This is a genomic window from Agrobacterium sp. 10T429, from assembly GCF_056393925.1.
The window spans coordinates 383,505-407,766 of record NZ_JBFTGV010000003.1 but is presented as its reverse complement, the minus strand read 5'-3'; the positions used below and the strand labels follow the sequence as shown (position 1 = coordinate 407,766).

25 protein-coding genes are annotated in these 24,262 nt (G+C 58.9%); 19 read left to right on the top strand and 6 right to left on the bottom strand.

Translation table 11 applies throughout. The features are described from left to right. Window positions 1-129 precede the first annotated feature (129 nt). Complete coding sequence (gene secA, locus AC1DCP_RS11185) at window positions 130-2,838, bottom strand: preprotein translocase subunit SecA (RefSeq protein WP_065688010.1); 2,709 nt, start codon at window positions 2,836-2,838, stop codon at window positions 130-132. A 243-nt stretch (window positions 2,839-3,081) separates the two neighbouring features. Here secA and AC1DCP_RS11180 point away from each other — a divergent pair, with 243 nt between their 5' ends. The 6 genes from AC1DCP_RS11180 (at window position 3,082) to AC1DCP_RS11155 (ending at window position 7,247) form a co-directional block, all read left to right on the top strand. Continuing rightward, window positions 3,082-3,945, top strand: coding sequence for a peptidylprolyl isomerase (locus AC1DCP_RS11180; RefSeq protein ID WP_013761725.1), 864 nt, complete (start codon window positions 3,082-3,084; stop codon window positions 3,943-3,945). A gap of 92 nt (window positions 3,946-4,037) precedes the next feature. Next, entirely contained in the window at window positions 4,038-5,279 is a 1,242-nt protein-coding gene (gene argJ / locus AC1DCP_RS11175; protein ID WP_065687837.1) for a bifunctional glutamate N-acetyltransferase/amino-acid acetyltransferase ArgJ, read from the top strand. Between the two features lie 18 nt (window positions 5,280-5,297). Continuing rightward, a complete protein-coding gene (locus AC1DCP_RS11170; RefSeq protein ID WP_013761724.1) occupies window positions 5,298-6,074 on the top strand; it encodes a GNAT family N-acetyltransferase in 777 nt (258 codons plus the stop codon). Next, a complete protein-coding gene (gene mutT / locus AC1DCP_RS11165) occupies window positions 6,071-6,484 on the top strand; it encodes an 8-oxo-dGTP diphosphatase MutT (RefSeq protein WP_003511235.1) in 414 nt (137 codons plus the stop codon). The genes AC1DCP_RS11170 and mutT overlap by 4 nt, the downstream gene beginning before the upstream one ends. 162 nt (window positions 6,485-6,646) lie before the next feature. Next, window positions 6,647-6,961, top strand: a complete 315-nt coding sequence (locus AC1DCP_RS11160; RefSeq protein ID WP_003511234.1) for a hypothetical protein — start codon at window positions 6,647-6,649, stop codon at window positions 6,959-6,961. 94 nt (window positions 6,962-7,055) lie between these two features. After that, entirely contained in the window at window positions 7,056-7,247 is a 192-nt protein-coding gene (locus AC1DCP_RS11155; protein WP_026330706.1) for a Flp family type IVb pilin, read from the top strand. 17 nt (window positions 7,248-7,264) lie between these two features. Here AC1DCP_RS11155 and AC1DCP_RS11150 read toward each other — a convergent pair whose 3' ends face one another. Further along, complete coding sequence (locus tag AC1DCP_RS11150) at window positions 7,265-8,146, bottom strand: methyltransferase domain-containing protein (RefSeq protein ID WP_003511231.1); 882 nt, start codon at window positions 8,144-8,146, stop codon at window positions 7,265-7,267. Between the two features lie 144 nt (window positions 8,147-8,290). On the opposite strand from AC1DCP_RS11150, the gene AC1DCP_RS11145 reads away from it, so the two are divergent. The 4 genes from AC1DCP_RS11145 to AC1DCP_RS11130 are packed head-to-tail and all read left to right on the top strand — an operon-like array spanning window position 8,291 to window position 10,703. After that, complete coding sequence (locus AC1DCP_RS11145) at window positions 8,291-9,082, top strand: ComF family protein (RefSeq protein WP_065662512.1); 792 nt, start codon at window positions 8,291-8,293, stop codon at window positions 9,080-9,082. Window positions 9,083-9,142: 60 nt separating this feature from the next. Further along, window positions 9,143-9,397, top strand: a complete 255-nt coding sequence (gene grxC / locus AC1DCP_RS11140; RefSeq protein WP_003511229.1) for a glutaredoxin 3 — start codon at window positions 9,143-9,145, stop codon at window positions 9,395-9,397. A 29-nt stretch (window positions 9,398-9,426) separates the two neighbouring features. After that, window positions 9,427-10,278 carry a carbon-nitrogen hydrolase family protein gene (locus tag AC1DCP_RS11135; RefSeq protein WP_003511228.1) on the top strand — a complete coding sequence of 284 codons (852 nt, stop codon included), beginning with the start codon at window positions 9,427-9,429 and terminating at the stop codon, window positions 10,276-10,278. Continuing rightward, on the top strand, window positions 10,275-10,703 hold the full coding sequence (locus AC1DCP_RS11130; protein WP_003511227.1) for a DUF1178 family protein: 429 nt from the start codon (window positions 10,275-10,277) through the stop codon (window positions 10,701-10,703). The genes AC1DCP_RS11135 and AC1DCP_RS11130 overlap by 4 nt, the downstream gene beginning before the upstream one ends. 82 nt (window positions 10,704-10,785) lie before the next feature. Here the strand turns inward: AC1DCP_RS11130 and ubiG are convergent, their stop codons facing one another. Beyond that, window positions 10,786-11,532, bottom strand: coding sequence for a bifunctional 2-polyprenyl-6-hydroxyphenol methylase/3-demethylubiquinol 3-O-methyltransferase UbiG (gene ubiG / locus AC1DCP_RS11125; protein ID WP_026330704.1), 747 nt, complete (start codon window positions 11,530-11,532; stop codon window positions 10,786-10,788). A 39-nt stretch (window positions 11,533-11,571) separates the two neighbouring features. Here ubiG and AC1DCP_RS11120 point away from each other — a divergent pair, with 39 nt between their 5' ends. Beyond that, window positions 11,572-11,790 carry a hypothetical protein gene (locus AC1DCP_RS11120; RefSeq protein ID WP_139104343.1) on the top strand — a complete coding sequence of 73 codons (219 nt, stop codon included), beginning with the start codon at window positions 11,572-11,574 and terminating at the stop codon, window positions 11,788-11,790. Beyond that, entirely contained in the window at window positions 11,791-12,594 is an 804-nt protein-coding gene (locus AC1DCP_RS11115; protein ID WP_003511225.1) for an SH3 domain-containing protein, read from the top strand. It begins immediately after the preceding gene. 68 nt (window positions 12,595-12,662) lie between these two features. On the opposite strand, the gene AC1DCP_RS11110 is transcribed toward AC1DCP_RS11115, so the two are convergent. Then, entirely contained in the window at window positions 12,663-12,914 is a 252-nt protein-coding gene (locus tag AC1DCP_RS11110; protein ID WP_065687836.1) for a DUF2934 domain-containing protein, read from the bottom strand. Window positions 12,915-13,195: 281 nt separating this feature from the next. On the opposite strand from AC1DCP_RS11110, the gene AC1DCP_RS11105 reads away from it, so the two are divergent. From AC1DCP_RS11105 to AC1DCP_RS11085, 5 genes are all read left to right on the top strand, one after another. Then, window positions 13,196-14,266, top strand: coding sequence for an enoyl-CoA hydratase/isomerase family protein (locus AC1DCP_RS11105; RefSeq protein ID WP_142851173.1), 1,071 nt, complete (start codon window positions 13,196-13,198; stop codon window positions 14,264-14,266). A 173-nt stretch (window positions 14,267-14,439) separates the two neighbouring features. Beyond that, on the top strand, window positions 14,440-15,426 hold the full coding sequence (gene cysP / locus AC1DCP_RS11100) for a thiosulfate ABC transporter substrate-binding protein CysP (protein ID WP_065659633.1): 987 nt from the start codon (window positions 14,440-14,442) through the stop codon (window positions 15,424-15,426). Window positions 15,427-15,480: 54 nt separating this feature from the next. After that, the gene (cysT, locus tag AC1DCP_RS11095) at window positions 15,481-16,323 is read left to right on the top strand and encodes a sulfate ABC transporter permease subunit CysT (protein ID WP_013761717.1); all 843 of its coding nucleotides are present in this window, start codon (window positions 15,481-15,483) and stop codon (window positions 16,321-16,323) included. Window positions 16,324-16,326: 3 nt separating this feature from the next. Continuing rightward, entirely contained in the window at window positions 16,327-17,214 is an 888-nt protein-coding gene (gene cysW / locus AC1DCP_RS11090; protein ID WP_065687834.1) for a sulfate ABC transporter permease subunit CysW, read from the top strand. Window positions 17,215-17,219: 5 nt separating this feature from the next. Further along, on the top strand, window positions 17,220-18,245 hold the full coding sequence (locus tag AC1DCP_RS11085; protein ID WP_476774264.1) for a sulfate/molybdate ABC transporter ATP-binding protein: 1,026 nt from the start codon (window positions 17,220-17,222) through the stop codon (window positions 18,243-18,245). 18 nt (window positions 18,246-18,263) lie between these two features. Here the strand turns inward: AC1DCP_RS11085 and AC1DCP_RS11080 are convergent, their stop codons facing one another. Continuing rightward, the gene (locus tag AC1DCP_RS11080) at window positions 18,264-19,361 is read right to left on the bottom strand and encodes a DNA alkylation repair protein (protein WP_142851172.1); all 1,098 of its coding nucleotides are present in this window, start codon (window positions 19,359-19,361) and stop codon (window positions 18,264-18,266) included. 332 nt (window positions 19,362-19,693) lie between these two features. Next, complete coding sequence (locus AC1DCP_RS11075; RefSeq protein ID WP_003511213.1) at window positions 19,694-21,130, bottom strand: NAD-dependent succinate-semialdehyde dehydrogenase; 1,437 nt, start codon at window positions 21,128-21,130, stop codon at window positions 19,694-19,696. 625 nt (window positions 21,131-21,755) lie between these two features. On the opposite strand from AC1DCP_RS11075, the gene AC1DCP_RS11070 reads away from it, so the two are divergent. Both AC1DCP_RS11070 and AC1DCP_RS11065 read left to right on the top strand, forming a co-directional pair. Beyond that, complete coding sequence (locus AC1DCP_RS11070; RefSeq protein WP_003511212.1) at window positions 21,756-22,262, top strand: putative pterin-binding protein; 507 nt, start codon at window positions 21,756-21,758, stop codon at window positions 22,260-22,262. Between the two features lie 9 nt (window positions 22,263-22,271). Then, a complete protein-coding gene (locus AC1DCP_RS11065; RefSeq protein ID WP_003511211.1) occupies window positions 22,272-24,206 on the top strand; it encodes a putative bifunctional diguanylate cyclase/phosphodiesterase in 1,935 nt (644 codons plus the stop codon). The last annotated feature ends 56 nt before the right edge of the window (window positions 24,207-24,262 follow it).

Genomic DNA, 24,262 nt, shown 5'->3' with positions numbered 1-24,262 from the left:
GATCCGGCTCCCATAGGGAAAGTGCCGATACCAGTCAACACCCCGACCAGCAGCAATGATCCTGCCCAAACAAAATCGCCCGTAACGCAGGTTACGGGCGATCGATTGCTGGCATAAAGCCCTGGCCTTTTACGCCTGTTCGTAAACGCCGTGGCAGTGCTTGTACTTCTTGCCCGAGCCGCAGGGGCACATTTCGTTGCGGCCGATACGGCCCCAGGTGGCGGGGTTGTTCGGGTCGCGCTCCTCGGCCGGTACGAAAGCGACCGGCACGCCCTGCGCCATCTCGTCTTCCCCGGTGACGGGGTCGAGGTGATGCGCGGTCATTTCCGGCAGCTCCGGCTGCTGCGGTTCCTGCTGCACCAGTTCCACGCGCATCAGCTGGGCGGTGACGGCTTCACGCAGGTTGGTAAGCAGCGACTGGAACAGCTCGAAGGCTTCCGCCTTGTATTCCTGCAATGGATCGCGCTGGGCGTAACCGCGGAAACCGACGACGGAACGAAGGTGATCGAGGTTGACGATGTGTTCGCGCCACAGATGGTCGATTGTCTGAAGCACGACCGAGCGCTCGACATAGGTCATGATCTCCGGGCCGAAACGTTCCGCACGTTCAGCGGCGTATTTGTCCGCGGCCTCGGTAACGCGTTGAAGAATGTCGTCCTCGGCGATGCCTTCTTCCTTCGCCCATTCCTCCACCGGCAGGTCGAGGTTCAGGAACTGGGCGATACCGGCCTTGAGACCGGCGATATCCCACTGTTCGGCATAGGCATTTTCAGGAATATGCTTGGTGACGAGCGCTTCGATCACTTCGTGGCGCATGTCGGCTGCGGTTTCACCGATATTGTCGGATTCCATCAGCTCAAGGCGCTGCTCGAAGATGACCTTGCGCTGATCGTTCAGCACGTCGTCATATTTCAGCAGGTTCTTGCGGGTCTCGAAGTTACGGGCTTCGACCTTCTTCTGGGCACGTTCCAGCGCCTTGTTGATCCACGGATGGACGATGGCCTCGCCGTCCTTCAGGCCGAGCTTCTGCAGCATGCTGTCCATGCGCTCGGAACCGAAGATGCGCATCAGGTCGTCCTGAAGCGACAGATAGAACTTGGAGCGGCCGGGGTCGCCCTGACGGCCGGAACGGCCACGCAGCTGGTTGTCGATACGGCGGCTTTCGTGGCGCTCGGTCGCGATGACGTAGAGACCGCCGGCGGCAAGCGCCTTTTCCTTGAGAACCTTGATCTCGGCGCGGATGGCCGCTTCCTTCGCATCACGCTCCGGACCCGGCTCCATGCCTTCCAGCTCGCGCTCCAGACGCATCTCGACGTTGCCGCCGAGCTGGATGTCCGTACCACGACCGGCCATGTTGGTGGCGATGGTGACCGCACCGGGAACACCGGCCTGCGAAACGATATAGGCCTCCTGCTCGTGGTAACGGGCGTTCAGAACCTGGAAATCGGTAAAGCCGGACTGGCGCAGCATGTGGGCCAGAAGCTCGGATTTCTCGATGGAGGTCGTGCCGACGAGAACCGGCTGACCACGATCATGCGCCGCCTTGATCTCGGCGATGATGGCAAGGAACTTCTCTTCGCCGGTACGATAAACCTCGTCGTCCTCGTCGATACGCTGGATCGGCAGGTTGGTCGGCACCTCGATGACGTCGAGACCGTAGATGTTGCCGAACTCTTCCGCTTCCGTCGACGCCGTACCGGTCATGCCGGCAAGCTTTGCATACATGCGGAAGTAGTTCTGGAAGGTGACGGAAGACAGCGTCTGGTTTTCCGGCTGGATCTGCACCTTTTCCTTGGCTTCCAGCGCCTGGTGCTGGCCTTCGGAATAACGGCGGCCCGGCATCATGCGGCCGGTGAATTCGTCGATGATGACGATCTCGTCGTTGCGGACGATGTAGTCCTTGTCGCGGGTGAAGAGCTTGTGGGCCTTCAGCGCATTGTTGATGTGGTGAACTATGGCGACGTTTTCGATGTCGTAAAGCGATTCGCCCTTGAGCAGGCCCGCCTGCCGCAGCAGGTTTTCGAGCTTCTCGGTGCCGTCTTCGGAGAAGTTGGCCGAACGCTGCTTCTCATCGATTTCGTAATCTTCCGGCGACAGAAGCGGAATGAAGGTGTCGATGGTGTTATAGAGATCGGAGCGGTCGTCCAGCGGGCCGGAGATGATAAGCGGCGTGCGCGCCTCATCGACCAGAATGCTGTCCACTTCGTCGACGATTGCGTAGTTGTGGCCGCGCTGCACCATCTGGGCGCGATCATATTTCATGTTGTCGCGCAGATAATCGAAGCCAAGCTCGTTATTCGTGGCGTAGGTGATGTCGCAGCCATAGGCCTCGCGGCGCTGGTCGTCATCAAGCCCGTGCACGATCACACCGGTCGTCAGACCGAGGAAACGGTAGAGCTTGCTCATCGTGGCCGCGTCGCGCTGGGCGAGGTAGTCGTTGACGGTAACGACATGCACGCCCTTGCCGGCCAGCGCATTGAGGTAGACCGCAAGGGTCGCCACCAGCGTCTTGCCTTCACCGGTCTTCATTTCGGCGATGGCGCCCTGGTGCAGGATCATGGCACCGGTCAGCTGCACATCAAAGGGTCGCATGTGCAGAACACGGCGCGACGCCTCGCGGGCGACGGCAAAAGCCGGGATCAGCAGATCGTCCAGCGATTTGCCGTCCGCAAGCTGCTGGCGGAACTCCGCCGTCTTTGCCGCCAGCGCGTCGTCGGAAAGAGCCTTGGTGGCTTCCTCCAGCGCATTGATGGCTGCGATCTTGCTTTTATAGGAGCGGACGCGGCGTTCATTTGCCGAACCGAACAATTTGCGGGCTATTCCGCCGAGGCTGACCATCTTACTGGCCCTTTCTGAAATTCCGTTTTCGCAGGCGGTTTTTTCCATCACGCCGATTTCGGCAACAAATGACGGACTTCGCCCTTCAACGTATCTGGACGCGAGGTTGCGTGACAGATAAGAGGGGGGGCAAATGATGTCAACGGTTCTGCCCGTTACAGAATGGCCACAATCCGGTGTTTGGAAGTTTTTTCAGAGCCGGAAACCATGTCTGGAGCCGGCATTGTCCCCGAAAGGTTCAAAATGTTGCGCTATAATAAAATTGCGGCTGCGGTGATTGTGGCCACGCTCGGCCTCCAGTTTCCTGCCTTTGCACAGGAAGACAAGGTTGTCGCCAAGGTTGGCGATCTGGAAATCCACCAGTCCGAACTCGACCTTGCCATGGGCAATCTCGATCCGCAGCTCGCACAGCTTCCCGACGAGCAGAAGAAGGTCGCAGCCCTTTCCGGCGCGATCGACGTCAAGCTTCTCGTGAAGAATGCCAGCGCCGAAGGTCTGGAAAAGACCGAAGACTTCAAGAAGCGCATGGAGTTCATTCAGGACCGTGAGCTGCACAACGCCTATTTCCGCAAGCATGTGGTTGACGCTGTCACCAATGAAGAGGTGAAGGCGCGCTACGACAAGGAAGTAGCAGCCTTGCCGAAGGAAGAAGAAATCAAGGCAGCCCATATTCTGGTTGCAAGCGAAGACGAAGCCAAGGACGTCATCAAGCAGCTTGATGCGGGCAAGGATTTCGCAGCACTTGCCAAGGAAAAGTCGACCGACTCCAACAAGGATGATGGCGGCGATCTCGGCTGGTTCGGCAAGGGCCGCATGGTTCCGGAATTCGAAGAGGCCGCTTTCGGTCTCGAAAAGGGCGCCTACACCAAGACGCCTGTCAAGACGCAGTTCGGCTTCCACGTCATCAAGCTGGAAGACAAGCGCATCGCACCGCCGCCGGCTTTCGAGCAGGTCGAGCCGCAGGTTCGTCAGCTTGTCATGCGTGACAAGTACGTTGCCCTCATCGAGAAGGCAAAGGCTGACCAGAAGATCGAAATCATGGATGAGACGCTGAAGAAGGGCTACGACGAAGCCACGAAGGAACAGCAGGCACAGCCGCAGCAGTAATAAAACCATGTTACGGGGCGGCCACAGGCCGCCCAGCTTCATCTCAGGCACTTTCAAACCTTCCCCGTTTCCAGAATCTCAGGCGCTTTCCCATGTCCGTTGCCGTTTCCCCGCTCGCTCCGAAATCCTATCCCGACATGCCCGCGCTGCGTGGTGTTCGCATGGCGACGGCTGCCGCCGGCATCAAGTACAAGAACCGGACCGACGTTCTGTTGATGGTGTTCGACAAGCCGGCAAGCGTGGCCGGCGTTTTCACAAAATCGAAATGCCCCTCGGCCCCCGTTGATTTCTGCCGCGCCAATCTCGGCGGTGGCGTGGCGCGCGCCGTGGTGGTCAATTCCGGTAACGCAAACGCCTTTACCGGCGTCAAAGGCAAGGCCGCGACCGAATTGACGGCGAAATCCGCAGCCGCTGCAGTCGGCTGCTCTGAAAATGAAGTGTTTCTGGCATCGACCGGCGTAATCGGCGAACCGCTCGATGCCACCAAGTTCGCCGGGGTTCTGGGCGACATGCAGGGCATGGCTGAAGCCGATTTCTGGCAGGAAGCCGCCAAGGCAATCATGACGACCGACACTTATCCCAAGGTCGCGACCCGCACGGCCGAAATCGGCGGTGTCGTGGTCACCATCAACGGTATCGCCAAGGGTGCCGGCATGATCGCTCCCGATATGGCGACGATGCTTTCCTTCGTGGTGACGGATGCAGATATTGATCCGGCCGCGCTGCAATCACTGCTTTCCGCCGGTGTCGGCTCGACCTTCAATTCCGTGACTGTTGACAGCGACACCTCCACCTCCGATACGCTGATGTTGTTTGCGACAGGTGCGGCGGCTGAGGACGGTCAGGTCAAGGTGACGCGCGCCGATGACGAGCGGCTTTCCTCCTTCCGCGCCGCCTTGAACGATCTCCTGAAAGATCTGGCCCTGCAGGTGGTTCGCGATGGCGAAGGCGCACGCAAGATGGTCGAAGTCACCGTTACCGGCGCGGAAAACGATGTCGCTGCCAAGAAGATCGCCCTTTCGATTGCCAATTCACCGCTGGTGAAGACTGCGGTTGCCGGCGAAGATGCTAATTGGGGTCGCGTCGTGATGGCTGTGGGCAAATCCGGTGAAATGGCCGACCGTGATCGCCTTGCCATCTGGTTCGGCGGCGTGCGCGTTGCCGTCAATGGCGAACGCGATCCGGATTATTCGGAAGCGGAGACCACCGCCGTGATGCGGCTGGAAGACATTCCGGTGAAGGTTGACATCGGTCTCGGTGAGGGCAAGGCCACCGTATGGACGTGCGACCTGACCAAGGAATATGTTGCGATCAACGGCGACTACCGGAGCTGACCGTTGGAGCCGAAGAGAATGCAGGACAATAAAATCGTCAATCTGCCGCTGGTTCGCCGTCTGGAAGCAGTCAGCTTTCGGGCTTGGCCGGCCTCGTCGGTGATTTATGACGGTAGCTGGCAAATCCGCCTGACGGGGTCGCATCCATCAAAACGCATCAATTGCGTGGTGCCGCTCGATCCTTCCGATTATGGAAACTGCGCGGTGCGGCTGGAAAAGGCGCGCAAGCGCTTCGAGGATTTCGGCCGTCCGCTGGTGGTGCGCGAAACGACGCTGATGCCGCCGCAGCTCAAGGATTTTCTGGTAAAGGACGGCTGGTCCATGGTTGAGGAGGTCAAGGTCATGACGGCCGATCTCGCTGGCATGGAACTGCCGGAAACGCTGGTCAGCCTGCCGAGCCACGATATTGGCCGTTTTGTCGAGGCGAGCATCAAGGTCAGCGATGGCGACCCGACCCTGCGCCCGGCGATCGCTGAAATCCTCAGTTCGATCAAGCCGACCCTTGGCCTGTTCATCAACGAAGAAGCAGGGGGCAGCGCACTTGCCACCGTTATCTGCGTGCAGGATAACGATCTTGCCGGCATTCTTTCCCTCGATGTCGAGAAGTCGCAGCGGAAAAAGGGCCTCGGCACGCAGCTGCTGGCGTCAGCACTGCGCTGGGCCCGCATCAGCGGCGCCAAAAGCGCCTGGTTGCAGGTCGTCTCCACAAATGCGCCCGCGATTGCACTTTATGAAAAATTCGGCTTCACCGAGGCCTATTCCTATCGCTACTGGCGCAAGGCTGGTGAAGAATGAGCGAAGCCGGCAAAAAAATCCTGCTGGTTGCCGCCTGCGCCCTTCTCGATCAGGACGGCCGTATTCTTCTGGCGCAACGACCTGAGGGCAAGTCGCTTGCCGGCCTGTGGGAATTTCCAGGCGGCAAGGTGGAACAAGGCGAAACACCGGAGGAGACCCTCGTCCGCGAGTTGGACGAGGAGTTGGGTATCAAGACCAAGATAGCCTGCCTCGCGCCGCTGACGTTCGCCAGCCATACCTACGAGACTTTTCACCTGCTGATGCCGCTTTACGTGTGCCGTCGTTATGAAGGCATGGCCCATGGGCGCGAAGGACAGGCAATTAAATGGGTAAAGCCGCAGGCTCTGCGTGATTATCCGATGCCGCCGGCCGACGAGCCGCTCATCCCCTTCCTTCAGGATTTGCTTTAAAGCGAACTTCCTGGCGGGTTCGATCCCCTCGCGCAGCCTGTTGAAAACATCCCGTAACTCCGCTTTACCGTGCCAAAACGAGGCTGTGTTAACAGATCGTTCAGCACCCTCTGGCAGATTGTTAAGCTAAAGAAGCGGTAAACTGCGCGTATGAGGTTGGCTATGAACGAGGATTTCTGGAAGACGGTGGAAGGTCGTCAGTCTTACTCCAATAAATCCCGTCGCACCGGCGTTCTTAATGTCGCGCTGCTTTTCGGGACGGCTGTGATTGCTCTTTCCTTGATCGTCACCCCCATGCTTGCCGGAAAATCATCAACGCGCGTCGCGCAGTTCTCCGACAATTACGACATGATAAGCACCGGCTCCATCAAGAAGACCGATGCTGGCAAGACGTATTCCATCCGCCGCAGCATAACCCAGCCGATGCCCGAGATGCCCTGTGTCGTGACGGGCTATAGCAGCGAGAGCGGTTGCTGATCGTTTACCATCATCGGTAACGGATTACTCATGCCCGTGGCATAGTATAAATTCGATTTTAGCAATATATAATGCCGGTTAGCGTAAGCACCGGATGGCGGATGGAGAATATCCCGTGCTGCATTGTTTTATTCGTTTCTTTAAAGACGAAAACGGCGCGACCGCAGTCGAATACGGCCTGATCGTCGGCGTTATTTCCGCCGCCATCATCGGTGGCGGAACCACCATCGGCAGCACCATCAATGCTGTATTCCAGTTCCTCGCCGATACTTTTGCCAACATCTGAGGCCTGCGCTACGCCTATCAGGAAAGCTTGACTTCGGTCGTCTTCAAGGCATCGGCAAGGCGCATTTTGGCGGAACCAGGTTTCAGCGGTTTCTGCTGGCTCTCGTGCGGTGCCCAGCCTGAGACATAGATGATGGAAAACGTGGCTCTGATCCGCCCGTCCGGATCGGAATAACGTTCGGCGTAAAGCTCCGCTGCCCGCAGGAAAAAAGCGCGGTTGAGCGGTTTTCTGCTGCGGCTTGCCAGCGGATTGGCCATGCCCATGGCGCGCAGATCGCGCATCAGCGGAAAAATCGAGTCGTAACGCACCGTATAAGTTTCCGCGTCGGTGACGGGAAGCGCAAAACCGGCACGCTGCAACAGTGCGCCAACATCGCGCACATCGGCAAAGGGAATGACGCGCGGGCTGGCGCCGCCGGTCAACTCGGCTTCTGCAGTCAACAGCACATCGCGCAGTTCCTGCAATGTGCCGCTGCCGGGAATGGCTCCGAGAAACAGTCCGTCCGGCTTTAACGCCCGCCTTATCTGGATCAACGCACCGGGGGTGTCGTTGGTGAGGTGGAGGGCAAGCGGGGAAACAATGAGATTGGCGGAGGCTTCTTCGAGCGGCAGATGCTCCATGGAGGCCACCTGCGGCAGATTCCCATCCGTCGCAAAGGAGGTATCCGTCTCGATACGACGGATAGCATCCACCTTGCCCGTCTCGGTCAAGCGCCGGGCGGTGATGCCCGTCCCGCCGTGCAGTTCGATTGCGGTCTCGAAACGGCGCTCGACGATGGCGAGCCTGTCGGCAAACTCGTCGGCGGCCATGTCGAGAAGAAACAGGGCCTTGTCGTCACGCCGGTTCCACGCCCGGCGGCGATTTTGTTCGATCAGGGCCTGGTCAAAGAGAATATCCATCGTCGTGCCTGCTCGGCCTGTAGCGCCTTTGGGATTGGCGGGCCGCATCGTTGCTGTCATGCCGCTTCGGGCATTGTTTTTCCGGTCAGAGGCCGAAACATATCTCTCTCGCAAAGGCACCCGTTCGGCGCTAAAGTCAACCTCATGGGCGCTGGTGAAGATCTGTTTTCGGGATTGCTGTCGAGGTCCGCGACGGTGTCGGTGGCGGCACGCAGCGTGTTGCACTCGGCCTTCCGCATGGTCTATCCGCCCACTTGCGCAGGGTGTTCCCGCATGACCGGCGGCGAGGGTGCCCTGTGTGCGGATTGCTGGCGGGATGTGGCCTTTATCGATCGACCTTTTTGTGAGGTTCTGGGCATTCCCTTCGCCCGGGATCACGGCGCGGGTGTTGTAAGCGCACAAGCCATCGCCGACCCACCGCCTTTCGACCGTCTGCGTGCTGTTGCCAGCCATGAGGGAACCGCGCGTAAACTCGTACACCGGCTGAAATATCAGGACCGGACCGATCTTGTGCGTTTCATGGCGCTGTGGATGCTGCGGGCAAGCGACGGAACGGTTGATAGCTGCGACTGTATCGTGCCGGTTCCGCTGCATCGCCACCGCTTCTGGCGTCGCCGTTTCAACCAGTCCGCTGAGCTCGCACGGCATCTGGCCAAGGCCACCGGCAAACCGCTGTTTGCCGGCACGCTGTTGCGCGTGAAGCCGACCGAGCGGCAGGTGGGGCTTTCCGCGCTTGCCCGGCAGGACAATGTGCGGGGTGCTTTTGCAATAGCGCCCGGCCGAAAAACCGATGTTTATGGCAAGCGAGTGGTGCTGGTGGATGATGTTTATACCACTGGTGCAACGGTGGGCGCGGCAAGTCGCGTCTTGCGGAAGGCGGGTGCCACGGATGTGACCGTTTTGACCTTTGCAATGGCCATTTCCGGCCCTATATGAAGCCTGAATGAAACGAGGATATCGTGCGTTTCAGCACACGTTTGCGAGGCTTCGAAATACATGGCACCGGTAACGATCTATACACGGGATTTTTGTGGTTATTGCGCGCGCGCCAAGGCGTTGCTGGACAGCAAGGGCGTCGATTACGCCGAATATAACGCGACGACGACGCCGGAATACCGGCAGGAAATGATCGAGAAATCCGGCGGAACGACCTTCCCGCAAATCTTCATCAACGGCCAGCATATCGGCGGTTGCGACGATCTGCATGCACTGGAGCGTGCTGGCAAACTCGACGTTATGCTGGCCGCTTAATCGGCTCGATTTTCGATACGGAGGACGTGATGATTTTCAAGGCTGCCGCCATTCAGATGCGCTCGGGTGTCGATACGGTGAAAAACGCCGCCGATATGGAGCGCCTGGTACGTGTTGCTGCGGCTGCGGGCGCTGTCTATGTTCAGACGCCGGAAATGACCGGCGCTCTCCAGAAGGACAGGCAGGCGCTTCGCGCCCAGCTGCGTGACGACGATGGCGATATCATCGTTGCGACCGCCGCGCGGCTGGCACGCGAACTCGGCATCCATGTCCATGTCGGCTCGACAGCGATTGCCCGCCCGGATGGCAAGATTGCCAATCGCGGTTTTCTGTTTGCGCCTGACGGTTCGCGTATCTGCAGCTATGACAAGATCCATATGTTCGATGTCGATCTCGACAATGGCGAAAGCTGGCGCGAAAGTGCGGCTTACGAACCCGGCGCTGTCGCTCGCGTTGCCGAACTGCCGCTGGGGAAATTCGGCTTTGCGATCTGCTACGATGTGCGCTTCCCGCAGCTTTTCCGGGCGGAGGCACTCGCCGGCGCCGAGGTTCTGACGGTTCCGGCCGCCTTTACCCGCCAGACAGGGGAAGCCCACTGGGAAATTCTGCTGCGTGCCCGCGCCATTGAAAACGGCGCTTTCGTCATTGCCGCCGCACAGGCCGGCCTGCATGAGGACGGGCGGGTCACGTTCGGCCATTCCATCATCATCGATCCCTGGGGCAAGGTGCTGGCAATGGCCGGTGGCGCCGGGGAAGAGATCATTTTCGCAGAGATCGACACGTCTCTCGTGGCTGCCGCGCGCGGGAAAATCCCCAATCTGCGCAATGCCCGCGAGTTCGGACTGGACACGGTTATTCCTGCTGGAGGTGAGGCGGCGTGATCCGTTATGCGCTGGCCTGTGAAAAGGGCCATGAGTTCGAAGGCTGGTTTTCCGGGAGCGACGATTTCGACAATCAGTTGCAGCGCGGCTTCCTGTCCTGCCCGATGTGCAATTCCCCGCAGGTTTCCAAACTTCTGATGGCGCCTTCGGTCTCCACCGCCCGCAAAAAAGACGAACGCCAGTCGCTCGCCATGGACACGGCCAGAAAAGAGGCTATCGCAAAAATCCGCGAGGCGGTCGCAAATATCCGCGCGAATGCGGAAGATGTCGGCGATAAATTTCCTGAAGAAGCCCGCAAGATCCACTATGGCGAGGCCGACGAACGCGGCATCATCGGCCACGCGTCTGCCCAGGACGCGAAGGCCCTGATTGACGAGGGCATCGAGATTGCACCGTTGCCAGTGCTGCCCGATGATGTGAATTGAGTTTGCTTGCGATTCTGATGACGTCCACCACTCAGGGTGACGTCATCCGTCGTTCATGACCGGAGAGTTGGGTACGCTGGCTTCACGCGGGTCTTTTCGCCAGCATCATGTAGTTGACTTCCATGTCCGGCGAGAGGTTCCAGCGGTCCTGCAATACGTTGTAGAAGACGCCGGTACGGTGGACGATATCCATGCCGCTGGCCACCAGCGGTCGTTCAAGCTCATCCGGGCGAACCAGCTTCTCATATTGGTGGGTGCCGCGCGGCAGCCAGCGCAATACGTTTTCGGCGGCGAAGATCGCGAGCGCGCGGGCTTTCAGCGTGCGGTTGATGGTGGCGGCGAACATCAGCCCGCCGGGACGCACCATTTTCGCGCAGGTGGTGACGAAGAGATCGACATTGGCCACATGCTCGACAACTTCCATGTTGAGGACGACGTCGAAGGTTTCGCCCGCCTCCAGCAACTGTTCGGCGGTCACGGCGCGGTAGTCGACGCTGACACCGCTTTCACGGGCGTGGGTGGAGGCGATGCCGATATTCTTTTCTGAAGGGTCGGCGCCCACCACGTCCGCGCCCATGCGCGCCACGGGTTCGGAAAGCAGGCCGCCGCCGCAGCCGATATCTAGCACACGCAGCCCTTCAAGCGGGCGGTGCGCCTTCGGGTCGCGGCCGAAATTATCGCAGATGCGGTTGCGGATATATTCAAGCCGCACCGGGTTGAATTTGTGCAGCGGCCGGAACTTGCCCGTCGGGCTCCACCATTCCGCAGCCATCGCGGAGAAGCGATCCACTTCGCTCTGGTCGACGGTCGTCTGTGCGGTTTCGCTCATGGTTCTGCTCCATATTGCTGTTGCATTGAAGTCGGATGATTGATCCCCGAAGTCAAGACCGGCGGCACATTCCGTCGGCAAATTCCCGGGTGCTTCATTGCCGCAGGTGGAACTGAAACGGGCTGCGATTTGTTTCATGCTGCGTTCATGGAACACGGCGTATTTTCCAGCCATGGCAGTATGTGGAACGCATGCTCGTCCATCGAAATCGATGGACGCCGACAAGGGCAAAGCGGGCTTTTGCTTGAGGAGAAGTAAGTGAAGAAAAAACTGTTTGGCGCAATTGCGCTGGTGGCCATGCTCGCCGCGCCGGCCCTTGCCGAAGCTGCGACTCGCGGCTTTGCCACCGCGAATGTGAATATGCGCTCCGGTCCGAGCACAGCCTATCCGGCCGTGGTCGTGATCCCGGTCGGCGCACCATTGACGGTTCATGGCTGCCTGTCCGATACGCCGTGGTGCGACGTCTCTTTCGTCAGCGGTCGTGGTTGGGTCGCCGGTCGTTACATCCAGACGACGTTCAGGCAGAACCGGGTCTACGTTGAGCCGCGTTATTACCGCGATCTCGGCGTTCCCGTGATCACCTTCGAAGCCGGTCGTTATTGGGACCGTTATTATCGTGACCGTGACTTCTACCGCGAGCGTGACCGCTGGCGTCGTCCGCCGCCATCAGGCGGTTACTGGAATGCTGCGCCTCCGCCGCCGCGCGGTGACTGGGAACGCCCGCGTCCGCGCGACGAATGGCGTGATGGCCGCCGGGATGAATGGCGCGATCCGCGTCAGGGCGGTGGACCGAATGATGGCCGCTGGGAGCGCCGTTACGGCGACTGGAACCAGGGTGACAGAAACCGGGGCGATGGAAATCAGGACAGGCCGCGTCGAGATGGTGACCGCCCGCGGTTCGAGGAAGAAAATCGCGACCGCAATCGCGATCGCCAGCCGAATCAGGACGAAGGCCAGCGTCGTCCGGAGCGCCGCCAGTGGGATGATCCACGCCGCGCGCCCGCCTCGGAAAACTTTCAGGGCGGTTGCCGGGTCGGTGATCCCGGTTGCGATCCGCGATAAACAGACAAAGCCCGGCGAGATTTCGTCGGGCTTTTCATTTGCCGGTTCATATTATCACGAGAGTACTTTTATTTCGCGGTTGCTGCCTTGCGTGCACGGGCCTTGGGTTTTGCGGGGGCTTCTGCCTCCGGCTCCGCAGCAGCGGTCTTCGGCACTGCTTTCTTGCGCTGGGCAGGCTTTGTCGCCTCCGACGTCTTCAGCAGCGAAAATTCATGCTTTGCCTGTTCCCAATGGTCCGCGTCACGGCCATGAGGATGGCCTTCCTTTTCCCAAAGTGTATAGGCCCGTTTGCTGATCCACTCTTGTTCCGAAACCTGCATGCTCGTCTCCCGTTGCTGTTGACAACGCCTTTGACAAGGCGACATTCCGCTTGGTCCGGCACACGCTCGACAGGAATCAATGCCGGCATTTCAAACTCCATTACATGCCATGATTTTCCGGGCGTCAAGCAAACATGCTGCATTGCGAAAGCGGATTTCAGGCATTTTACGCGGGTGAAAGCGGTTTGAGCGAAAGACGTTCCTGAAGGACAAGATCAACGTTGCGTGATCGCGCCCGGACCTCCAAGATGGGCTGGTGAACGGTAGCGGAGGAGGCGACCTTGGAAGTTGCAACGGAAGCGGAGACGCAGGTCGTCATCGAGAGACGGGTAGGGGCCGGTGTCATCCACCTGAACCGTCCGAAAGCCATCAACAGCCTGACGCTGCCGATGGTTCGTGCCATGCTTCAGGCGCTTCACCGTTTCGAGGATGATCCTGACGTTTCCTGCGTGGTGCTGACAGGAGAAGGCGACAGGGGGCTCTGTGCGGGGGGTGACGTTCGGATCATTCACGATCTCGGCAAAGCGGGCGATCCGCAGGTGCTGGATTTCTGGCGCGAAGAGTTTCCGCTGAATTATCACATTGCCCGCTTTGGTAAACCTTATGTCGCGTTGATGGACGGCATCGTCATGGGTGGCGGCGTCGGCATTTCCGCCCATGCCAGCCACCGCATCGTCACCGAGCGGACGAAGCTTGCCATGCCGGAAACCGGTATCGGCTATTTCCCTGACGTCGGCGGTTCCTGGCTTTTGCCCAGAGCGCCGGGCGAATGTGGCACCTGGCTGGGGCTGACAGGCAATGCGGTCACTGCTGCCGATGCGATCTATGCCGGTTTTGCCGATTATTTCGTCCCTTCTGCGCGCCTTACAGATTTGGTGCAGAATCTATCACAAGCGCTCGATCCTGATGGTGTCGAGGCGGTAATCGGAACTTATGCCGTCGAAGCTGGTGAGGGGGTCCTGTCGGCACACCGTGAGATCATCGACGCGGCATTCCGTTTCGACACGGTCGAGGAGATTTTCGCAGCACTTTCGGAGCGTGACGATACGTTTTCGCGCGAGACTCTGGAAATTCTCAAAAAACGCTCCCCTACCAGTCTCAAACTAACCCTGAAGCTGCTGCGCCTGGGGCGGGAAAGCGCCAGCCTCATCGAATGCCTCGAACGGGAATTTGCCGCCGGCACGGAGATATTGCGGGGTCATGATTTTTATGAGGGCGTGCGTGCGGCCCTGGTCGACAAGGACCGCAATCCGCGCTGGCGACCGGCACAGCTGGAAGAGGTGCGTGAAGAAGACCTTCTGCCATATTTTACCAAACATTCCGGTAATCTCTTTCCCGAGCACCGCCTTTAGATTGCGCAACGCAAAAGAAATCCGGCTTGCGGACATATATGAAATCATCACCTTTCGAATTGATGTTGCTTGGGTGAAATTTCTAATACGCTTCTGCTTAACGCACGGCTGTTGCTCGCAGGCGTTGTCGCCCCCCGTTATGTTGACGACCATTCGATTTTCCGGGGGTATTCATGAAACGTCTTCTCATCATCGGCACTGCCATTGCCGCTCTTTTTGCAGGTGCGGCGCAGGCGCAGTCTCCGACCACCATTCTCAACGCCTCCTACGATGTTGCCCGTGAGGTTTTCGCAGCCGAGAACGAGGCTTTCATCAAGCTGCATCCGGGTATCACGGTTGATCAGTCGCACGCCGGCACCTCCAAGCAGGCGCGTGCCATCGTTGAGGGTCTGGAAGCCGATGTCGTCACCTTCAACCAGGTAACGGATGTCGATTTTCTGGTGAAGCAGGGTTTCGTTTCCGCCGACTGGCAGAAGGATTTTGCGAACGACGCCTCGCCGTTCTATTCTTTCCCGTCCTTTCTCGTGCGTGCCGGTAATCCCAAGCACATCAAAGACTGGGACGATCTTGCCCGTGACGACGTGAAGGTGGTTTTCCCCAATCCGAAGACCTCGGGTAACGCCCGTTACACCTATCTCGCCGCCACGGCCTATGCCAAGGAGAAGTTCAACGGCGACGAGAAGAAGGTTCAGGAATTCGTCAAGAAAATCTTCGACAACACCCCTGTTTTCGACACCGGAGGCCGCGCCGCCACCACCACCTTTGTGGAACGTGAAATCGGCGACGTGCTGATCACCTTCGAAGCTGAGACCCGCGGCATTGCCAAGCAATATGGCGCCGACAAGGTTGAGGGCGTGGTGCCTTCCGTCAGCCTGCTCGCCGAATTCCCGGTCGCTGTGGTGGACAAGGTGGTCGACAAGCGCGGCTCGCGCGATCTGGCGAAGAGCTACCTCGATTTCCTCTACACCGAAGAGGGCCAGCGCATTGCTGCCGAATTCGGCCATCGCGTTCACAACGAAAAGGTTGTCGGCGAGTTCAAGGACAAGTTCCCGGCCATTCGCCTCGTCAACGTCAATGACGTCTTCGGCGGCTGGAATAAAATCCAGAAAGAGCATTTTGCGTCCGGCGCGACGCTTGATACGCTCTACGGCAGCCGTTAATCACGACGATATGCAACAGGTAAAAGACCCGGCGGGAAACTGCCGGGTCGCTTTATGATGAAATGGGGGCGGGGTTTGAAGCGGAATGTTCTGCCGGGGCTTAAATTGTCCCTCGGCGTTACCCTCACTTACGTCGCCATCATCGTGCTTCTGCCGCTCTCGGCGCTGGTGTTCAAGGCGGCGAGCCTCGGGCCAGCCGAATATTGGGCCATTATCTCTTCGCCGCGCGCTGTTGCGAGCTATCGCGTCACGGTGCTCTGCGCTCTCGCCGCGACCTTGTTCAACGTCGTTTTCGGACTGGCGCTCGCCTGGGTGCTGACGCGTTACCGTTTCCCCGGCTGGCGCCTTGTCGATGCCATTGTCGATCTGCCTTTTGCGCTTCCCACCGCCGTTGCCGGCATTGCGCTGACGACGCTGTTTGCGGGTAACGGCTGGTTCGGCTCGGTGCTTGCGCAATTCGGCATCAAGGTTGCCTATACGCCGCTCGGCATCATGGTGGCGATGGCCTTTACCAGTCTACCCTTCATCGTGCGCACCGTGCAGCCGGTGCTCGAAGACCTCGATCCGGCATTGGAGGAGGCGGCGCAATCGCTCGGCGGTTCCGATCTCGAAATCTTCCGCAAGGTCATCCTGCCGCTTTTGACACCCGCTCTGCTGGCTGGTCTTTCGCTGTCCTTCGCACGCAGCCTCGGCGAGTTTGGGGCAATCATCTTTATTGCCGGCAACCAGCCGTTCTCGACGGAAATCACCGCACTGCTGATCTTCATCCGGCTTGAGGAATATGATTATCAGGCCGCCGCCGCCATCGCCTCGGTGCTGCTCATCGCGGCCTTCGTGATGCTGGCGGTGACCAATTACCTCCAGGCGCGTGCGCTTCGTTATACGGTGAGGAGCTGAGACATGAGCGCGTTTTCTTCCCGCCGCAAGCCGCCACGCGTTGGTGATGCACCCTGGGTTCGCCGCAGCCTGATTGCTTTTGTGCTCGTCATCGGCGCGTTCCTGGTTGTCGCTCCTCTGACCATCATCGGTGTCGAGGCTTTTTCGCAGGGCTGGAAGGTTTACTCAGCCACCATCACCCACCCCGATACCCGCCACGCCATCATGCTGACGGTGCTGACGGCGCTGATTGCGGTGCCGATCAACACGGCCTTCGGCGTCGCGGCCGCATGGGCGATCACCAAATTCGATTTTCCCGGCCGGCGCTTCCTGCTGGTGCTGATCGAGATACCCTTCTCCATCTCGCCGATCGTCGCCGGTGTCGCCTATCTCTTCGTTTATGGGCTGCAGGGGCTGTTTGGGCCGTTCCTCGATGCGCATAATATCAAGATACTCTTTGCACTACCCGGCATCGTCATCGCGTCGATGTTCGTCACGGCACCCTTCGTGGCGCGCGAGCTGATCCCATTGATGCAGGCGCAGGGCCGCGATCTGGAGGAGGCGGCCACCTCGCTTGGCGCATCCGGCTGGCGCACCTTCTTTTCGGTGACGCTACCGAATATCAAATGGGCGCTGCTCTACGGCGTCGTTCTGTGCAACGCCCGCGTCATGGGTGAATTTGGCGCGGTGTCGGTCGTGTCAGGTAATATTCGCGGCCAGACCAACACGCTGCCGCTGCATATCGAGCTGCTCTACCATGATTACCAGACGGCCGGCGCCTTTGCGTCGGCCTCCATCCTCGCTCTGCTCGCCGTCATCACCATCATCGCCAAGGTGGCGCTGGAAGGGCGCGGTGCGGGGCGCGGGGCCAAGAAGACCAACGGCGGTGCCGCCATCGCCACGGAGACCTGATACCCATGAAAATCCGCCTCGAAAATGTGGTGAAGACCTTCGATACATTCCGCGCGGTGCGCGATGTTTCGCTCGATATTGAAAGTGGCGAGCTTCTGGCGCTGCTCGGCCCCTCGGGTTCAGGCAAAACCACGATTTTGCGCATGGTCGCCGGTCTCGAATATAGCGATGGCGGCCGCATCTTTTTTGGAGACGAAGACGCCACCAATATTCCGGTGCGCGATCGCGGCGTCGGTTTCGTGTTCCAGCACTACGCACTTTTTCCGCATATGACGCTGCATGAAAACATCGCGTTCGGCATGAAGGTGTCGAAGGTGAAGCGCGACAAAGCGGCGATCGATGCGCGGGTCGGGGAACTGTTGAACCTGGTCAAGCTTGACGGTCTGGGCGACCGGTTCCCGGCGCAGATTTCCGGTGGGCAGCGGCAGCGTGTGGCGCTGGCCCGTGCGCTTTCGGTCGATCCCAAAGTGCTTCTACTGGATGAGCCCTTCGGCGCGCTGGATGCCAATGTGCGCCGCGACCTGCGCCGCTGGCTGCGTGAAATTCACGGCGCGCTGGGCATTACCACGATTTTCGTGACACATGATCAGGAAGAGGCACTGGATCTCGCTGACCGCGTCGTCATCCTCAATCAGGGCGAGATCGTGCAACAGGGCACGCCGAAGGAAGTGTGCCGCCAGCCGAACAGCGCCTTCGTCATGCGCTTTCTCGGCGATGCCAACCGTGTGTCCGGCGTGGCGCGCGGCGGCAAGGTCTATGTCGGTGACAACGAACTGCCCTTCTCCTACGGTCAGGCGGATGGCGCCGTTGAGATCTATGCCCGTCCCTCCGACCTGGAATGGGAAGATCTGCACGAGGGCATTCCAGCCTCGGTTTCGCGGGTTCTCGACAGGGCAGGCKAGCGGCGGGTGATTGCCAGCACAGATGGCGGCGATCTCCTGGAATTCGACGTGCCGCCGGAAAATGATGTCGCGGCAGGCGATCGCGGTTCCGTCATCATCCGCCGTGCGAAGATTTTCCCGGCGGCTTGAGGGACGCTCTCGCCAGCCTCATATCAGCAGTTCGAAAAAGGCCTCGGCCGCCAGCCTGCCATTGACCATCAGGTCAACCTTGTGAACACCCGCATAGTGCTTGCGGGTGGTGAAATCGCGCATGGCGCGGCTTATCGAGAGCGCGCACGTTTCGCCCGGCTGCAACTCGATTTCTTTCCACTTGAAGACTTTCGCGGAGGCGTCACCGCTCTTTTTCACGTAATGCACGGCATAATCGATCACCAGTTTCTGCGGGCTTTCTGCCGTCGAGGTGAAAGAAGCTGAAATCCGCACTGGATTACCAAGAGCGACCTTTTCAGGAGAAACCTGAAACGCCGAAAGTGCGATCTGAGCCTCCTTATGGGCGCCCAAATGGGCGAGTGCGGCAGCGTCGCCTTTCTTGACCAGAGTGCGCAAGGCCTGCCGCACGATCCAGCGCGTATGCGGGTTTTCCTTCGGCCATGTGTCGATGAACGCCAGCACGAAAGCGGCATTGTCCTTGGTGATGTCGTTCAGATGATTGGCGACGGATTTGCGCACGTAAAGCGCCTCGTCAGCTTTCATGGCATCGAGGATCGCGGTGACCGGTGAGGGATCATCGATCAGGGCTTTGAGCTGAAACGACCAAGGCAGGCGCGGCCGGCAGCCTTCGCTCGCCAGCCTTCGCACATGTTCGTTGTCATGTCGCGACCATGTTTCCATCACGGCAAGTGTTCGGGCCAGATCCCTTTGCAGGAAATGGCGGATGGCAAATTCCGAGGAGCCGAAACGGGTGAAATATTGCAGCGCCTGCATGGAAAGATCGAAATCGTCGAGACCGTAAAGCGCCACATATTCTGGCAGCGAAATGGACGCGAAACCGTTGCCTATCCCGGGTGCTGCGGCTGTCAGAATTTCGATGTTGCGGGCAAAGTCGCCGGGAAGCGTGGCGTGCAGGCTGGTCGCCACCTGCCGCATGCGCTGCATGATGCCCAGCGCTTCGAGATTTGTCGTGGCAAGCGCCATGAAGGCGGGAACATCGAAAGGCGCATGAACGGCTTTGGTCTGATCGGCGATGTGTCGCAGTTTTTCGTGGTTGAAGATTTCCTTCAACGCGGGTGCCGCTGTCTCGCTCATAGGGCCTCTCAAAGTTCACTTTTTGTTCTTTTAGGACATGATGAGGACGGAGGCAAGGGAAGGCGCTACTACCGAAGAAAAGACATAGCAGATCTTGCTTCTTCACAGATTGACGAAGGCCTTTCACTCCGTCATTCCGGGCTTGATCCGGCATCCGGCATCCGGAATCCGGCCACTGGGCGCCTGCGCGGCGAATAGTCTTTTGCGATCAGTGACTTGACCGCGCTGGACCCCGGATCTAGTCCGGAGTGACGATGCGTGGAGATTCCGGGTTCGCCAAATTCAGGTTCAGGGCGGATATTGTCATCCGCCCTGAGCTTGCATCCAAAGCTTCAGCTCATCTGGCTGACGAATTTCGTCTCCAGATAGGCCTGAACCGCCTCCGAACCGCCCTCCGTGCCATAACCGGAATCCTTGACGCCGCCGAAGGGGACTTCGGGAAGCGCAAGGCCGTTGTGGTTGATGGTCAGCATGCCCGCCTCGACCTGGTGGCCGAGCGCATGCGCTGTCTTGACCGAGCTGGTAAAGGCGTAGGATGCGAGGCCAAAAGGCAGGCGGTTCGCTTCGTTGATGGCATCATCGAACGTCGAGAAGCGGTTGATGATGGCGACGGGACCGAAGGGCTCGTCGTTCATGATCTTGGCTGTCACTGGCACGTTGGCGAGCACCGTGGGCTCGAAGAAGTTGCCCTTGTTGCCGATGCGGCGGCCACCGGTCTTCAGTTCCGCGCCATGGGAAACGGCGTCGTTGATCAGGCCTTCCAGCGCTGGGATGCGGCGCTCATTGGCGAGCGGCCCCATGACGACACCTTCTTCCAGGCCGTTGCCGACCTTGATCGCCTTCGTGGCTTCCACGAAACCTTCAAGGAAGCGATCCGCCACACCGTCCTGCACGAGGAAGCGGGTGGGAGCGACGCAGACCTGACCGGCATTGCGGAACTTGGCAAGCGAGGTCACCTCGATCGCTTTTTCGATATCGGCATCGTCAAAGATCATCACTGGCGCATGACCGCCGAGTTCCATCGTGGCGCGCTTCATGTGCTTGCCGGCAAGCGCTGCCAGATGTTTGCCGATCGGCGTGGAGCCGGTGAAGGAAATCTTGCGGATGACCGGATGCGGGATCAGATATTCCGAAATCTCGGATGGCACGCCGTAAACGAGACCGATGACACCCGCCGGCACGCCCGCATCCACAAACGCTCGGATCAGTTCCGCCGGCGATGCCGGTGTTTCTTCCGGGGCCTTGACGATGATGGAGCAGCCCGTGGCAAGGGCAGCCGAAAGCTTGCGGACGATCTGGTTGATCGGGAAGTTCCATGGCGTAAACGCCGCGACGGGACCAACCGGCAGCTTGATGGCAAGCTGGGAAACGCCGGTTGCGCGCGCCGGGATGACCTGGCCGTAGGTGCGACGTGCTTCTTCGGCGAACCAGTCGATGGTATCGGCGGCGCCCATGATTTCGGTTGCCGATTGCGACAGCGGCTTGCCCTGCTCGCGGGTCATTATATAGGCGATCTTGTCCTTGCGCTCGCGCAGGATATCGGCTGCCCTGCGCATGATCTTGGAACGCTCGAAGGGCGAGGTGTCGCGCCAGACCTTGAAGCCACGCTCGGCGGCGGCAAGTGCCAGATCGAGGTCCGCCTTTTCGGCATGAGCGATCGCGCCGATGATTTCGTCGGTCGCAGGGTCGGATACGGCGATCGTCTTGCCGGAAACGGCGTCTCGCCATTCGCCATCAATGAGAAGTTTGATGTCGGGATAGGTGTGCATAGGGACTACCTTCATGATGCGGCCGATACGGCAGGGTGCCGTCCAGCCCGGAGACGTGAACAGAATTTTCCTGACCGGACTATATCCGGTATCGCCGCTTGCGCTGCGCGGAACGGGCGTCTGGGCATTTCCGGCAAGAGGAAGCTGAAAATGCCGGAAACGGAAATGACAGCTCTTATATTAAGTTGCGTACGGTATGTTTCAACCGTTCGCTCTGGCAATCGCCATGATTTTTCTGTGATGCGAAACTTGTCTCTCGGCTTTCCTGCCTGACAGGCAGGCGGATGCCGAACGCGCATTGGTCTTGTCCGATACGCGCGAATCATGTGTTGCTGTTGTTAAGCAATCACGCATATGCCGCAATTTGGCCTTTGTCGCACCAGACGGATTGATACGAAGACGTAACTTGTAGTGTTGCTTGCGTCATAACAGGGCGTGAAGTGTAAAAAAGTACAATAAGACGGAAAAATTATCCAAACGGTTTACTCAAAACCTAGAGAAAATACGGATAAAATCTCACTAAGGATATAACACTCATTCCTGATATATATTGCGAGCGTCGGTTCCCTTGACCCTCAGAGGTTGGCGAAAACCCCTCGACCTGAACGCTAGATGGAGAAAGAGTATGAGTTTCGCCCGGGTACTTCTCAGTGCGTTTCTGTCGCTCATGTGGCTTTCCTGTGCCGAGGCCGGGACGATCGCCAAGCCGCAAGGCAAGCCGATATTGACCATCTCCGGAAACATCACCAACACCAATGCCGATGGCGCTGCGGTATTCGATCGCGACATGCTGGAGGGATTGGGCATGGTGACGGTGGAGACCACGACGCCCTGGCACGATGGCCGCGTTCGTTTTGACGGCGTGTCACTGGCAAAGTTGATGGATCTCGTCGGTGCAAAAGGCACCAGCGTAACGGCAGTTGCACTCAACGATTATGTGAGCACCATACCGGTTGAGGATTTTAAGAAATTTAACGTTATCCTCGCGATCAAGCTGGATGGCAACTACATGACAGTTCGCGAAAAGGGTCCGCTGTTTGTCATCTATCCCTATGATAGCGACCCGGAATTGCAGAAGCAGACCTATTATTCGCGGTCCGCATGGCAAGTTGCCAAATTGATAGTGGAATAAAGGTGCCGTTTGCGAAAACTTGTGGCGGTGATCATCTGTTGCTTCGTCCTGGCAACGGGCTATATCGCTTTCGTCATTGCCGAGCGTCAGACCGCTCTGCAGAAATTTGCCCGCTATAACGATTCGTGGGCGGTCAGTCAGACCGTGGCGGAGTATCTCCGCCTTCAGAACAAATTGGCCGTTTTTGCGCTCAGTCCCGGTGTCATAGACCGGGACGAATTGCAGCTGCGCATGGACATCATGCTAAGCCGCCTGGAGCTCTTGAAGCAGGGTAACCTCGGCGCTTTCATCAATGAAAAACAGCAATGGCGGGATCTCGTAACCCGCCTTGACGCGGTTCTGGCCCGCCTGGAACAGCAGATGAACACCTTGGAGCCAAGGGATGTTCCGGATCTGCTCTCCGAGATGAGCTCGCTCGATGCGCCGATGACGACGCTGGCTTCGTCGTCGGTCGCCTATGACGTCAATCTGATCGATACGGCCCATGAGGACGTGCGCAAGCTGCATATCGTCTACACCGCGCTTGCGGGCGGATTGATCCTGTGCGGCATCGCGCTGGTGATATTGCTGCTTCGCCAGAACGATCTGTTGAACCGCGCGCAGAAAAGCATGCGCGGGCTGACGGACGACCTGCGCGCCGCCACGCTTGAATTGCAGGCCAAGAATGTCCGGCTGGAGCATGATGCCTATCATGATGCGCTGACGGGCCTTCCGAACCGCTCGCTGTTCCGGCAGGAACTTATCGAGCGGTTGCGCCGCTCTTTCGGCGGCAATGGAACGACGGCCATTCTTCTGCTTGATCTCGATGGGTTCAAGGACGTCAACGACACGCTTGGCCACGATTCGGGCGACGCCTTGCTTCAGGCCGTGGCACAGCGCCTTTCGGGGATCGGCGGTGATTACGACATGGTTTGCCGCCTTGGCGGCGATGAATTCGCTGTCGTGTCAGATGATCTCAATGAGGACACGGCGCGCCGTCTCGCCTCCAAGCTTATCGAGCAGATCAGCCGGACCTACCAGCTCGGCGAGCAGGAGGTGAAAATCGGCACCTGCATCGGCATCGCCATATCGCATGGTACCGTCGATGCGGATGAATTGTTCAAGCGCGCGGATCTGGCGCTTTATGAAGCCAAGGCCATCGGCCCTGGCCGGGCGAGTGTTTTCAAAGTCCGCATGCAAAAGCAGCTGACCGAAAAGAAATCCTTCGAGGCTGATCTGCAGACTGCGCTGCAGAACGACGAGATGGAGGTCTATTACCAGCCGCAGGTGGCGACGCAGACCCGCAAGCTTTGTGGCTTCGAGGCACTTTTGCGCTGGAAACATCCAGTGCGCGGCGATGTTCCGCCCAGCGTGTTCATTCCCGTTGCGGAACGAACCGGCCTTATCCATTCGCTCGGAAAATGGGTGATGGAGACTGCCTGCCGCGAGGCGATGCGATGGGATGAGGACATGAAGGTGGCGGTCAATCTCTCGCCGGTTCAGTTCCACAGTACCAACCTCATTCAGAACGTGATGGGTGCCCTTGATAAAAGCGGGCTGGAGCCGAGCCGGCTCGAGCTTGAGATCACCGAATCGATCCTGCTGAACAAGAGCGACCAGACGATCAACACGCTAACGCGGCTGAAGGCCGTCGGCATCCAGATCGCCATGGACGATTTCGGCACCGGTTACTCCTCGCTTGCGAATTTGCGCGGCGTGCCGTTCGACAAGATCAAGATCGACCGGTCATTCCTGCGCGATATCACCAGCGACCGCGACGCGCTGGCGATCGTCGAATTCGTGGTCGGCGTCGGGCGCAGCCTTAGAATGACCACCATCGCCGAAGGCATCGAGACGGAGGAGCAATATGAGCTGGTCAAACGTCTGGGATGCGATCTGGTACAGGGCTATCTGATCAGCAGGCCGTTGCCGGCCAAGGAGCTTGTGGCCTGGAGTTCTGTTTGAACGGGTTTGCTTTCGAACAGGGCAAGCCATGTTAAATTTCAGTGGGATACATCGTT